Here is a 14,655-nt window from a genome sequence, read left to right on the forward strand (position 1 = left end):
TTTTTCACGCAGATTTAAAAAGATTTAAGCAGATTCATATAGATTATAATTTAAAATCTAAAAAATAAAATCTGCAAAAATCTGCAAAATCTGAGTGAAAAAAAATCATTTTAATCCTTCTAATCGGTGGCAAAAAGAAAAAAGACACAAGAAGAAAACCTCTGCGCCTTTGTAACTTTGTCCCTTTGAACCTTTATTTTAGAATTGAAAGTAAATGAACGGTTGTGAACCCGCAACTGCAGTCGCGTAAACAATCCAATAAACAAATCCTAAAATTATTGCTTTTACCAAGATTGGCGTTTTGTCAAAAATCGATTTCATTCCTTTGGTGAATGATTCTGGTAAGAAATGCCAAACATAACCAAATAACATTAATCCAAATACGTTTTTGTAGCCTAATACAATTGTTTTCCAAAGTTCTGGTTCGAATGTCAATTGTCCGATATTATTAATTACTTGCAAGGCTGTTTCGAAATCTCTTGCACGGAAGAAGATCCAGCAGAAAACCACGAAATGGAATGTAATTAAGATCGAGAAAAATCTCCACAAGAAATTTGGACTTTTGTCTTTTTTGGAAGGAAAAAATTCCATAAAGATTTTGTGAACAGCCAAAGCTAATCCGTGAAGCGCTCCCCACACAATAAACTGCGCTCCTGCTCCGTGCCACAAACCTCCTAAAAGCATCGTAGTAAACAAATTGAAATTGGTTACTAATGTTTGTTTTATTTTGCTTGAAAGTAAAAATGACAAACAGAAAATCAAAATACTGCTTCCTGCAATAATAAGCGGAATTATACTTTCATTAAAATTGGAAATTCCCCAAAGTAATAATCCGAAGAAAAATAAACTTGGAAATAAATATCCAGCGAAAGAACCTTGACGGTTTCCTCCAATCGAAATATATAAAAAGTCTTTCAACCAAGTTGAAAGCGAGATGTGCCATCTTCTCCAGAAATCGGTAATCGAAGTCGATTTATATGGCGTTCTAAAGTTTTCTGGCAATTTAAATCCAAGTAATAATGCGATACCAATTGCCATATCTGAATATCCTGAGAAATCGCAATAAATCTGAATGGCATATCCGTAAGATGCCATTAAATTTTCGAACGAAGTATAACTCAAAGGCGTATCAAAAACACGATCTACAAAGTTTACCGAAATGTAATTCGAAATTACTGTTTTCTTTATTAAACCTCCAATAATTAAGAATAAAGCATTGTTTACATCTTGTCTCGTAAGGTTTAATTTTTGATAAATCTGTGGTAGAAAATCTTTTGCACGCACAATTGGTCCGGCAACTAATTGCGGGAAAAACGACACGAAAAATAAATATTCGATATAATTTTTAGTTGGTTTGATTTCTTCTCTATAAATCTCAATAATATAACTCATTGATTGAAAAGTATAGAATGAAATTCCAACGGGAAGAAAAACATTATGAAGTGCAAAATTACCATGAAACATATCATTGTAAGTCACAATCAGAAAGTTCATGTATTTGAAATAACCCAAAAGCGCTAAATTCAAAATAACACTGATTACCAAATATAATTTCTTGACATTATCGCGGCTTTCTCTATAAATAATCTGGCTCAAACCATAATCTACAACTGACGAAAGCAGTAATAATAGAAAATAAATTCCGCTTGATTTATAGTAAAAGAATAGCGAGAAGAGAATAACATATGTTAATCTCAAATAAAATGTTTTGCGTAAAAAACCATACACAAAATAGAAAACCAAAAATAGGCCTAAGAATAAACCGGTATTGAATAAAAGTTTTTCGTCTGGATTGTAAACAAACCAGCTTTCAACTTGTTCTGTTGTAATTGCACCAAAATTTTGAATGAACCAATTATTAATGCTATCTATTGTTGTCAACTTAATTCTTTAATTTAAAATTATCGTATGCTTTTAAAAACGCCTGAGTAAACAGATTACCTTGTTTCTCATATCCTTTTTTGGAATAATGAACCCAATCTGGACCTATTAATCCTTGAACTTTTAATTGTTTGATCCCACTCATACCACCAAATTCATTGTACAAATCCCAAACGGCAAAACCGTCTTTTTGAGCCGTATCGATAATTTGTTTTGTATAATCATCGATATAAGTATTCGGTTTTCTTCTCAATAATGAAGGCGGTGGTGTAATCACAATTATTGGTGCATCAATTTTTTGTGCTTTGATATTACTGATAAACTCACGAAGTTCTTTTATATAATTTCCCGAATCCAAATGATCATAACTTTCATTTGTTCCTAAAGAAAATACGAGCAAATCTGGATGCAATGCTTTTAATTGCTCAAAGAATAACGGATACTTATTATAATCTGAAAATTTAGCTCCGTTTACTCCTATTCCGCTGTAGAGAATTCCTGAAGTATCTTTTTCTAAAACAATTCCGTTCAATTCATAATCAGAAGCTTCTTTATTTGGAATAAGAAAAATGCGGCTTAAAGGATTTTCTGAATTGTAATAATGAGTATAAGAATCTGATTCTATTGTTAAAGGAACAAATTCAGACATTGAAACTGTTTTTGCTCTTGTTTCGTTTGTAGCAATTTTTAAAGTTCTGCCTGCACGGATATTATTTCCTTTTAAATGATTGTCTCTCTTAATTTCTGCAATCGAAACATTGTATTTATCTGCGATGCTTCCTAGAACTTCTCCTTTTTTAATTTTATGGGTAATGACTTTTCGCTCTGTTGTCTGAATTGAATTAATTTTAGAGGAAACAGCCAAATCAAACATATTCTGATTCTGTGGTGTAATAATTTTTATGGTATTGAATTTATACGCAGGATCTTTTACATTCATCTCCATTACAAATCCTCCAGAATCTCTCCAAAGTCCAATTCCGCTTAAACCAACTGGATTACTTTTAAATGGAAGAATATTTCTATAGCTTGTCCAAACTCTATTCGATTTGAAACGTTCGTTGTAAGATCCGTTTGTTTTTGCCAATTGATAGGGAAATACTAAACCGCGTCCTGCATTTCCAAACTTTTGCTGCAGATTTTTTCTGACTTCATTGGTCATTAAATCACCTTGAATATGAGAATCTCCAATATGAACAATATTGATTTTTTGGTTTTTCTGATTTTCATTTTCTTCTAATTTCTTAAAGAAATCTTTTAATACTGTCGCATTATAAATTTGACCATCAGAAGGAGCTTCAATCGCAACGGTATCCACTTTTTGAATCATACTTTTAGGTATTGGATGTACATCTGTTTTTGGAGATTTTTCATTTGTTGCAAAAAAAAGACAACAAAAGAAAATCATTAGTTTATTAATCATAAGCTGTCTTTTGTTATGGAAACGGAATCGGATTTGGCTCTTTTTACTGGTTTTGGCTTAGTCCCTTCAGCGTCTCTTTTTTGTCTGAGAACTTTATATTCTTCGTATCCTTTATTCAATTGTCCGTACAATAAATTACCAATTGCTTTTGCTCCACGCTGGTTAAAGTGCGTGTAATCCTTATTGGCTTTTGCCGGTGCTTCATCAACCCATTTTATCATAGAACCATCTCCACCCATTAAGGTATATAAATTTACAAATCCTGCCTGAGTTTCTAGTGCATAATGCTTCTGTGCTTTCATTAAAGGAACTACGGCAGAATCGGTTTTCATTTCCATGTCATATTTAGTCGATTTATCTGCTGTAGAAACAATTAAAATCGAAACTCCTGGAAAAGACTCTTTTATTTTATTTACGGTTTTAGTCATTCCTTTTTCATACCAAGAATAATTTTTTGTTCCGTAATTTAAAACGTTTGTTCCGTAATGAAGAATAATCAAATCGTATTTCAGATTGTTATTAAAAGCTCTCATAACATCGGCATTGAACATTGAAATTGGAAGACCTGAATTTCCTCTCTGAGAGAAATTATCAACATGAACTCCTGCTCCGTTATCAAAATTAAATCCGTAAATCGGGATAGAATCTGCCTGAATGAAATTAGCTTTAAATGCTTTTAAATTTCCAGAAGAAACTTTTAATGTATTCACTAAATTATTTGGCGAAAGGCTTTTTCTGATTGTATCTTTTCCGATAATAAAATTGACTTTTCCTGTTTTAGAAGCGCGTCCGTAAAATAAAGTGGCATTATCTAAAGAAGTAGAATATTTGCTAAGACCTGCTTCATACTGAACCCAAGTTGGGTTCGATTTATCATTTGCAAAAAACACATGACCGTTTACTCCAAAAGGACTCGTTGGTCTTTTTACATTTAGATACGATTGTGTTTTCCAGTTTTTAGAATAAGTTGATTTTACAGAACCTCTAGAAGCTGCAGATTCTGAAGTGATAGAAACAAAACCAACTCCATTTCCTCCAAAACGTTCTTGGTAATTGGTACGAACGTCTTGAACGATTAAATCTCCATCGGTCATAGAATCTCCGTAATAAGCAATTCGAACTTTGTTCTGCGGATTTTTTTCTAGCTGATACAGTTTCTCATAAAAAGAAATCAAGTATTGATAACCTTTATAATTCTCAAAAGTTTCGGCAGGAAATTCAATTCCTTCTGTCTGATCAAAAACAATTTTCTGATTTTTTAATTCTCTTTCGCTTTCGGCAATACTATCATCGTCTAAAGCAAGTGAATCTTTAGCCACAGACTCTAAAAGCAGACTATCTATTAATATGTTTTTAGAATCTAATTTACTGTCTGAAAATATTTTATCTGGAAGGATTTGTTTGAACCCAATAAAAGCAACAAGCGCTAACGCAACAATTGCAAAAGACTGAAAGAAATAAGATTTTGTATTCACTTAATTATTATAAAAGTATAAAGGTCTGCATTCAAAAATTAAACCAATTAAATAATTGTTAACTTATTGCAGAAAAAATTTGTGCAAAGATAGAATAACATTTTGTTTCTAATTCAATTTAGTAAGAAAGTAGAACAAAAAAAAGAGGTTAGATAAATCTAACCTCTAAATCAAAAAAAAATAAAAAAAACAAAGCTAATGATTAACTAAATTTTAATGCATTGCATTATATATTAGAATGAACAATCTTTATATTTTTTAGATTTTCATTTTAAAATTATTTCAAGATAGCATATTGGAAAGTAGGATTACCTCTTTCTCCTGCTGCGTTTACACCTGCCGTAAATCTTACTTTATAAACATTTCCTGCTGGATCTTTAACTACAAAGAAACGATCTGTTCTTGCTACAAATAAAGAAACTGGATTACCGTTTGCATCAGTTCCTCCTGTAGTTCCTCTCCAGTTTGAACCAATATTTCTTTGATCGTCAGTAAATTTAGTATTGTCAACATTTGCCAACGTGAAAGCATCATAAGTAAATGATGTTGTAAGCACTTGATAAGTTTTTGATCCACCTTTAACGTTATTTAAAACGAAATCTGCAAAATTATAAGGAACTAAACCTGTTCCAAAATTAGTTGTATTGGTAAAACTTGTAAAGCTGATATCCCATTGTGCTTTTTGAGGCTCAACGCTAACTGTTTTCTTATCTAACAAACTTAAGAATGTAAAGTTGTAAGCAGCATTTTTAGTAATAGTAATTTCATCATGAGTAGTCGCAGCAATATCAGCATATTGTACTTTATAATCATTTCCGCTTCTTAATATTCTAACTTTTTTCCATCCTCTTGAAGACCCATTAGCAGTACCTTCATTTCCGATTGCAGGAGCAACAGTCGCTGGGTTACTTCCCATATTAATCACATAAACTTTATTTTCACTGTCTGTAGCCGAAATAGATGCAATAGCCGTTTTAGTAATATCGCCTGCTGGATCATCTACTTGAGTTATACTACCAGTTCCTTGGTTGAAAATCATAGTTGCATCTTCTGCCTGAACTTCATCAATATTTGTACTAGTTGTTTGTTTAGCAGACATTTTTACAGTATGGTTTATTATCACTCTAAAATCTGTTCCAGAAGCAAATCCTAAATCCCAAGAAACTCTAGGAACGGCAGTCATTTTTCCGCTGCTCAAATCAACAAAAACCTGATTTGGCTGAGTTGGCCCACCAACTCCTGGAGCTAATGCATTTCCTAAAGAAGCAGTTTCGTTAAAGTTAACTTGAATTGATTTATTTTCAGAGATTACAGAATTGATAGATACACTAGAAATAGTGAAAACCACATTTTTAACTTCACCTTCGATAGCTTCTTTTAATTTTTTGAAAGTAAAACTTACAGAAGAAACATTTTTATCAAAAGGTACCACAACAGTGTTAGCTACTATTGCCGGAGTAGTGCTGAAATCTGTACCATTCGCTACCGCAGTTTCAGTAACTGTTAAAGTTAGCGATCCTGCAGATGCAGTTGGAGATGCAAATTTAATCTCAATCGGAGTCGATTCTGCCGATAAATTTAACGACGTAGAAGCAAAAGCTACGGCATTTGCCTGAGCCACTTCATCATCACTACTACAAGCTCCAATGGCAAGTAATACAAACGATAGTATTAGAATAAAGTTCTTTTTCATGTTATTGATTTATTGATTTATTAATTAAAATTTAAATTATATGATAACTTTAAGAAGTACGATCTACCATAACCCATCATCATGTTACTAGTTGTTCCTCCGTCTCCATGTGCGCCGCCTCCACCGCCATTTTGCACAGATTGCACATTAGTAATATCAAATATGTTTCTAGCTCCAACTGTAACTTCAAATTGATTTTTAAAGAATGTTTTTCGAATTGAAGCATCCATGTAGCTAAAAGGTTCAAGCTCATTTAAAAAGAAACCAGCCTTTCCATCGGTTCCAGTTCCTGCAACATATTGCTGTTGTTTTCCATTATATTTATAGAAAACTGCCATCAAAGTATTCCATTTAGGAATGTTATAAGAAAGACTAGAGTTTAATCTAAACGAGTAGAAAAATTTATCATCAGACACTAAATTTTCAGCCGCTAGATCAAGTTTTCTGGAAATTCCTACTACAGCTGCCCCTACCATTACATTCCAATTTTTATAAGTATATTGCTCTACTGTTGAAATGTTCCACATCTTATATTTGTTGATATTAAGATATTGATAACTTAAAGGAGTTAGTCTCGTTGTAACTAAATCAATTCTATCATTAACATCTAAATAAGTAACAGCTAAGTTGTTTGAAATCTGAGCACCAGAATCAAAAGTGCAAGCTCTTTTAAAGCTAACTTCATAAGATGTGCTTGTTTCAGGAATTAAATCAGGATTTCCCTGCATATTATGATTTGAGTCCACAAAATAAGTGTACAACTCATCAAAATTTGGAGTACGATATGCTTTTCCAAAAGATCCTCTTACTTCTAGTCCTTTATCAAAAAGATATCTCAGACCTAGAGAACTTGCATATTGATTTTCAAAAGCAGTTTGAAATGAAAATCGAAGTCCTGGACGAATAGAGAATTTATCCGTTAAACCGATTTCGGCAACTGAAAAAATATCATAATTCTCCAATCTTTTTCTAATATCTACACCTTGCTGACTATCATCTCTAAATTGACCAACTGAAGAATCATAAAAACCATTCTCATTTGTAATTTCATAACCAAGCTGAAAATCTACCTTTTTATTATCAAAGAAATTACTCAATGTACCTGTTGAATAAAACACCTCTTTTGATTGATAGGTTTCTCTTTTATTATCAACTTCTTGTTTTGTATCCATGTGATAAACGAAGTTTTCTAAATCACGTTCTTGTTTTTGCTGAGAAACCGAAACATTGTATTTTAACTTCGAAAAAAGGTTTCCACTCGCATTTAAGTGATGGTAATAACGATTGGTAATGTATCTTTTATCTCTAGAAAAATAGGTGTCTGGAAATGGATAATTGTCTTGTATATTTACGATCGAGTTGTAAAAATGTACATCTTCTCCGTAATAGTCAAACTTGTAAAAAATTCTAAAAGCATCTTTTTGGTAGCCAAGAATTGCATTTCCAACCAATTGCTCTTTTGGCAATTGCGTATACCCCCTTAGTCCATCATTAACATCATAATCTTTTCCTTGTTTGTTATCATAAAAACCAGCCATTGCATTGCGATTTCCACCAATGTTTATAAACCAATTATCATTAAAATTATGAGCAATTTTAGCCGATTGGATATGACGGCCTTTATCAAAAAATCCAAATTCTTTACCAACTGTTTCTTCTTGAATAGTTGCGCCTATCTGCCATTTATATCCGCCTCCCTTTTTTGTAATAATATTTAAGATACCAGTTACAGCATTTGCTCCATGCGTTACTCCCATAGAACCCTCGATAATTTCGATTCGTTCTACATCATCAAGATTTACCTGAGTCAAATCAACATTTGTTCCCATACCTGTATCACTTACTAATGGAATATTATCAACCAAAATCTTAAAATACTGTGCATCTAATCCAAACATTGAAACTTTTGATCTTCCGTCCTGACCGCTTGATGTTACATTAATGTTCAAATATTGATTTAAAACATCTGCAAGATTATTTGCTGCAAGCTGTTTAATATTCTCTTTTGAAATTACACGAACATTAAAAACTGACTTTTTAATTGATTGAGGTTCTAACTGTCCAGTAACAACAACTTCTGATAGTTTTTCCTGCGAGTTTATAGTATCTTTTTGCTGAGCAAAAGAAAAAGTGCCAACTAATAATACAGCAAAAAGGGTAAATTTTATTTTCATTATTTTAATTCAGTCTTAATAATCAATGCAAATATATAACTATTTTTAATTGTTCTAAATTAAATTTATATATTTGCAAAAAATTTAAAAACAAAACAATAAGTTATGATTTCAAAAAGCCTTTTAATGTCAGCCGCTGTGGCTTTAACATGCAGTCTTGGTTTTAGTCAGGACAAGAAACAACAAGATATTAAGTCAATTAAATCAATGTGTGGATGTTACGAAGTGAAATTTAATTTCACTGAAACATTCTCATACCCAAAAGATTCTCTTACTTATAAACCATCTGAAACAAAACATGAATCGGCTTTAGAATGGGTTGAATTATTAGAAGACACTTCAAACAAAATTGTAATGCAACATTTACTTATTGTAAGTGATGATATGATTATCAAACACTGGAGACAAGATTGGCTATACGAAAACACAGACTTATATTCTTTTGACAAAGGAAATTCTTGGAAATACAAAAAATTAGACAAAAAAGCGGTTAAAGGTCAGTGGACTCAAAAAGTGTATCAAGTAGATGACAGTCCGAGATATGAAGGATCTTCGACTTGGGTTCACGTTGACGGAAAAGATTATTGGGCAAACGTTGCTGATGCACCACTTCCTAGAAGAGAGCAAACAAAACGTAACGATTATAATGTTTTAAAAAGAAGAAACATTCACGAAATCACTGCGACAGGATGGAATCATGAGCAAGACAACGACAAATTGGTTCGTGATGACGCTGGAAAAGATGTTTTGTTAGCACAAGAAAAAGGATTTGATGTTTACACTAAAGTTCCAGATATTAAATGTATCGCAGCTCAAAAATGGTGGGTAGCAAACAACGCAATTTGGAAAAATGTTCGTGACAAATGGCAAACTCTTTTTGACAGACATAAAGACTTAAACTTAGAAGCTAAAGTTGACAGAAAAGCGCTTTACTCTCTATTATTTGATTTGAAACCAGATACTGCAAAAGCAGAAACGGATAAAATCATTGACAAATTTGTTAAGTAATTAGAATTAATTGTTATAAAAAAGCCGGAAGTTACTTATAGACTTCCGGCTTTTTGTTATTATTTTAAAAAAATCATCAAATAAGTTTTTAAGGGAAATTCCTTTTATACTACATGTAATAATTTGATGTTACGATTATCTAGTACCACCTGCCCACCAAACATTTTCTTTATAGACATAGGATCCGTCTCCATATAAATCTTTTATATTGGAATTCGAGGCAACATCGGATTGACCGTAAGCAAATCTTAAAGGAAATAAATTAGGCTTTGGATTTACCATCGGAATCAGATTTCCATTTCCCATCGCTCGCAAACGCCTAATATCATTATAAGATTCAATACCTTCATTTTCGTAAAAAGAGATATGCTTTTCAAGCATAATCTTTTTCAATAATGCGTCGCCAGTCAGTGTTCCAATGGAAGCTATATAAGCATCTGCTTGAACTTCAGTAAATGTTACTACTTGTTTTTTTGTATAAGATGCTTTTATCGCTGCATTCATGGTAATTTGTGCTTGAGACAAACCTAACCTAGCTTCAGCTTCAGCTTTCAAGAATAATAATTCATGGTAACTTAATAAATAAATTGGATTTTTCTCACTCATAAGCGCTGAGATAGAATAAATACCTTGTCCCTCTAAATCCTCTTTTGAATTATCAAAGGCTACAACTGCTCCCCCTATTTTTGTAAAGAATGCATTAGTACGAGCGTCAGTCGGTCCATTAGAAACCATAGTATTATAAAAGCTTTTACTCACGCATACAGCACCTCTGTCTAACTGAAATCTCGCATAAGGATTAGGCACACCAGCATTTACAAATTTCAATTCATCATCAGCACTAGCAAAAGAAGCATTAACATAATTAATTGCACCTTGATAATCTGCTTTTCTAAAAGATAACCTCATAGTATATCTCGCCAATAAGCCATTCGCCGCTTTTATCCATTTTGCTGAATTTCCGCCATAAATCAAGTCCTGATTTCCTAAACTTGAATAAGTCGTTGTTTTTTTTAGATTAGCTATACCCTCATTTAGTTTAGCAAATATATCTTGATAAATTGCTTCTTGTTTATCAACCTTGGGCTGAAAAATTATTCCCGATTTTCCAGCTTCTTCATAAGGAACATCGCCAAATAAATCTGTCAGGACAGCTAAATTATAAGCTAATAGTATTTGAGCTATTCCTAATGTCTGATAGTTTCCTTTTTCTTCTCCTGCTGTACATTTATCAATAATAATGCGTAATGTTTTTAGCTGTTCATAGCTATTATTCCATCCATTATTATAAGTAGAAGATAATTGAGGTTCGGAGCGTCTAACTTGTGCATTATACATTTGGTTATGATTTCCCGCATTTAATTCAGAATATATTCCTGCATAAAAAGAGGCATCGGAGCCTGTAACAGCAAAAGCAGAATTAACCATTACATCAGTAATTATTAAACGGCTTGCCATATCTGTTGGATTATTCACATTCTTATTTATCTCATCCATCTTATCTTCAGAACAAGACTGAAATAAAAATAAAGTTACTAAAGCTGTTATTGCTATTTTTATATTTTTCATTTGATTTTAATTAAAATGTAAAGTTCATTCCAAAACCAATGCTCTTCGTTTGAGGCATTGACCATTGTTCGAATCCACCTGAGAAATTATTATTTCCTTGTGTAGCTTCTGGATCAAGATTAGGCATTTTCGACCACAATAAAATGTTTCTTGCAAAAACCGAAGTTCTAAGATCAACAGAGTTATTTAACAATTTAGGAAATTGGTATCCTAGAGTGACTTCTCTTAATTTTACAAAACTTGCGTCAAAAACGGCAGATTCTGCAATACCATTTAATGCTGCTTGCAATTGTTGTTGTGCATTAGGATCTGAAACACCTCCTCTAACAATATCATTTGGAGTTCCGTCTTCCTTAACACCTGGAAATACAAATTCAGAAGTTCTATCAGCTGTTCTCGCATCTACACCATAGTAATTCATTAAATTGTTCGATCCGCTGTAAATTTTTCCACCATTTTTCCAATCGACAACAGCTCCCAATGAAATTCTTTTGTATGTAAATTGAGTAGAACCTCCTAAAGTAAATTTTGGTGCAACTTCTCCCAATACCTTTAATTCACCATCAGCTACAGGAAGTCCTTGAGCATTTACTATAATGTTATTTTGAGCATCTCTAGCATAACCTGTACCGTAAATAACAGGGAAACGATCTCCCACACTAGCTCTAAGTTGGGGAGTTACAAATCCACCTAAAAAAATGTTATCAACACCATTTGCTAATGCCTCAACGTAAGAGTCAATTTTCGAGAAGTTTGCATTTAAAGTCCAATTAAAATCCTTTGTTCGTACTGGATTTAACATTAAAGTCAATTCGTGTACATCATTACGCATTTTTCCTCCATTTGTTACAATTGAACTTGCTCCTGTAGAACCAGCTAATGGAACGCTAAAAATTTGATTTGTTGAATTTTGTTTAGAAAAAGTATAATCAATTCCAACTCTGTTATTGAAAAATTTCAAGTCTACGCCAATCTCATAGGATTTCGTGTTTTGTGGTTTTAGATTTGGATCATATTGTACATTGTTAGGAATATACGAACTAATACCTCCTAATGGATACTGTATTGGTTGCCCTGACCAAAATCCGCCACTGTAAGATGGACCAGTATAATAATTACCGATATAATTTCCAGCTTGTCCTACCTGAGCAATAGATCCTCTTAGTTTTGCGTATGAAAGAAACGAATTCTCTTTCAAGCTCTCTAATTCTGTCACCACAAAACCTAAAGAAGCAGATGGATAAATAAAATCTCTATTTCCTCTAGGCATATTTGATGCAATATCTTTACGAATAGTACCACTCAAGAAAAGCATATTTTTGAATGATAATTCAATGTTACTAAAAAAACCAACAGTACGTATTTGTCTGCGATATTCTTCAGAAGTTATTGTTCTTGCATTGGCAATTGTAGGCCAGCCACCAAAGTTAAAAGCTGTTCCTATTTCGTCATATTCTTTAGTATTTTGATGGTTATACTCATTTCCAACTAAAACATTTAAATTAAAATCCTTTGTTATATTTAAATTATAATTTACTGTAAATAAAGAATTAATTACATCGTTTGTTGTACCGAAAAGATTTGCACTACTGCTTTGTCCTGATAAATCAAGTTTATTTCCGAATTCAAAAATATTTCTGTAATTAGTCGTCCAAGAATCTACACCTACCTGATACTTTACTGTTAGTTTTTGGTTTCCATCTGAACTTATAACTGGAGAATATTGAATATATGTATTTCCAAAAGCACGATTTGTTTTTTCACTAAATTCGTTATTCTCAGAAGCCCAGTAAGGATTATTGAAAACACTTGGTCTATAATAAATTTGATCGTACGGATTTGCTGGATTCGAATAACCAATTCCTTTTAAATCATAGCTTCTTGGAGCCGCAAAAACACCAACTATAGCGCCATCATTTGCTGATGTACTTTTATTTATTTTAGTTTGAATATAATTAAATGAAAAACCTGTTTTCCACTCATTATTTAACTTTGTATCCACTACGGCTTTAGCAGTATATCTATTCATGCCCGTTCCAGGGATAATTCCATCTTGTTTTGATGTACCTATACCAAATGAATAGTTAGTTTTTTCTGTCGCCTGAGAAATATTTAAAGAATTATTGATCGTGATTCCAGTATTAAAAAAGTCTCTAATATTATTATAAGCTCTAGGAGCAACCCATGGATCTAGACCAGCTTTTGCTCTTTGAGGCACATAATATTTACCTGGTTTTAATACTCCTCCATTAAGTGCATTTGTTACATTCCCCCCATACACAGGATCATTAGGTAATTCCGAAATTTTTGGTCCCCAATTCGTTGAAGCATTGGGATTAAATATTCCATTTGAACCTTGTGCATATTCATTTTGAGTATTTGGCTTTTTTGAAATTGTTTCAAAACTTGTAGAAGTATTAAAAGTAATAATAGGCTTCCCTTTTTGACCAGAATTTTTTCCGCTTTTAGTAGTTATTACAATTACACCGTTTGAGGCTCTAAGTCCATACAAAGCAGATGCAGCTTGTCCTTTTAAAATATTTATTGACTCAATTTCGTTTGGATCAATATCTACAGCTCTGTTAGCAATATCAGATCCTGTAACCCCGTTTCCAGTACTAAAATCTGGTTGCGATGCTACAGGCATACCATCAATTACATATAAAGGACTATTGTTTCCTGTAAAGGATCGAGCGCCACGAATTACTATTTGAGAAGAAGCTCCTGGAGCACCACTTGAAGGCGTGATTTGTACTCCAGCTAATTTACCTTGCAGAGCACCAGAAAGATTATTATTATTTCCTCTTGTAATGTCTGCCGCTTTTACCTCTTGAGTAGCATATCCAATAGCGCGAGTGCTTTTTTTGACCCCTAATGCAGTAACAACTACTATTTCTTTCAATTCTTCACCTTGTTCTTCCATTCTAGCATTCAGAACAGAAACTGAAGACACAGTCAAATTTAAATCTTTCATCCCCATGTAGGAAAAAGTAAGTACATCACCAGTCTTGGCTTTAATACTATACTTTCCATTCAGATCAGATTGCACTCCTGACTTAGTACCCTTTAGCATTACATTAACTCCCGGAATTGGTCCGCTCGCATCTGACACAATTCCAGAAATTGTTTTTTCCTGCGCAAAAAATAGTTGAACAGTAAACAAGAATACAAGAATTGCAAACCCTTTAATTTTCTTTTTCATTTATAGCTTTTTTAATTAAGGGGCGCAACTTAGAAAATTAAATTAATTTTAACAAGAATATACTTATTTTTAACATAAATAAAAAAAGAGTAATTATCTTACAAATAGTTAGAAACAAAAAACCGTCTAGATTAGACGGTTTTGTTATGACCTCATATATTTTTTATTAAAAGCTTACTAATTCAAAATAATAAAAAATTGATATAAGGAAGAATTTTTCTATCAACAGC

At 32.5% G+C, this 14,655-nt stretch carries 8 protein-coding genes; 1 reads left to right on the forward strand and 7 read right to left on the reverse strand.

Translation table 11 applies throughout. The features are described 5' to 3' along the window. Positions 1-198: 198 nt before the first annotated feature. From LL966_RS16655 to LL966_RS16675, 5 genes are all read right to left on the reverse strand, one after another. Positions 199-1,881 carry an MBOAT family O-acyltransferase gene (locus LL966_RS16655; RefSeq protein ID WP_229354815.1) on the reverse strand — a complete coding sequence of 561 codons (1,683 nt, stop codon included), beginning with the start codon at positions 1,879-1,881 and terminating at the stop codon, positions 199-201. A gap of 1 nt (position 1,882) precedes the next feature. Beyond that, positions 1,883-3,304: a GDSL-type esterase/lipase family protein gene (locus LL966_RS16660; RefSeq protein ID WP_229354817.1), complete on the reverse strand. Its 1,422-nt coding sequence runs from the start codon at positions 3,302-3,304 to the stop codon at positions 1,883-1,885. Then, complete coding sequence (locus tag LL966_RS16665) at positions 3,301-4,779, reverse strand: SGNH/GDSL hydrolase family protein (RefSeq protein ID WP_229354818.1); 1,479 nt, start codon at positions 4,777-4,779, stop codon at positions 3,301-3,303. The genes LL966_RS16660 and LL966_RS16665 overlap by 4 nt, the downstream gene beginning before the upstream one ends. Positions 4,780-5,056: 277 nt before the next feature. Continuing rightward, positions 5,057-6,472: an HmuY family protein gene (locus LL966_RS16670; RefSeq protein ID WP_229354819.1), complete on the reverse strand. Its 1,416-nt coding sequence runs from the start codon at positions 6,470-6,472 to the stop codon at positions 5,057-5,059. 20 nt (positions 6,473-6,492) lie between these two features. After that, positions 6,493-8,646: a TonB-dependent receptor plug domain-containing protein gene (locus LL966_RS16675; protein ID WP_229354820.1), complete on the reverse strand. Its 2,154-nt coding sequence runs from the start codon at positions 8,644-8,646 to the stop codon at positions 6,493-6,495. Between the two features lie 105 nt (positions 8,647-8,751). Between LL966_RS16675 and LL966_RS16680 the strand changes: the two genes are divergently transcribed. After that, a complete protein-coding gene (locus LL966_RS16680; RefSeq protein ID WP_229354821.1) occupies positions 8,752-9,654 on the forward strand; it encodes a DUF6607 family protein in 903 nt (300 codons plus the stop codon). Positions 9,655-9,789: 135 nt separating this feature from the next. Here LL966_RS16680 and LL966_RS16685 read toward each other — a convergent pair whose 3' ends face one another. Beyond that, positions 9,790-11,151 (reverse strand): SusD/RagB family nutrient-binding outer membrane lipoprotein, encoded by a 1,362-nt coding sequence (locus LL966_RS16685; protein ID WP_229354822.1) that lies wholly within the window; start codon positions 11,149-11,151, stop codon positions 9,790-9,792. An 82-nt stretch (positions 11,152-11,233) separates the two neighbouring features. Further along, the gene (locus LL966_RS16690) at positions 11,234-14,425 is read right to left on the reverse strand and encodes a SusC/RagA family TonB-linked outer membrane protein (protein ID WP_229354823.1); all 3,192 of its coding nucleotides are present in this window, start codon (positions 14,423-14,425) and stop codon (positions 11,234-11,236) included. Positions 14,426-14,655 lie beyond the last annotated feature (230 nt).

It is taken from the genome of Flavobacterium chungbukense (genome assembly GCF_020805785.1).
GTDB classification, from domain to species: domain Bacteria; phylum Bacteroidota; class Bacteroidia; order Flavobacteriales; family Flavobacteriaceae; genus Flavobacterium; species Flavobacterium chungbukense.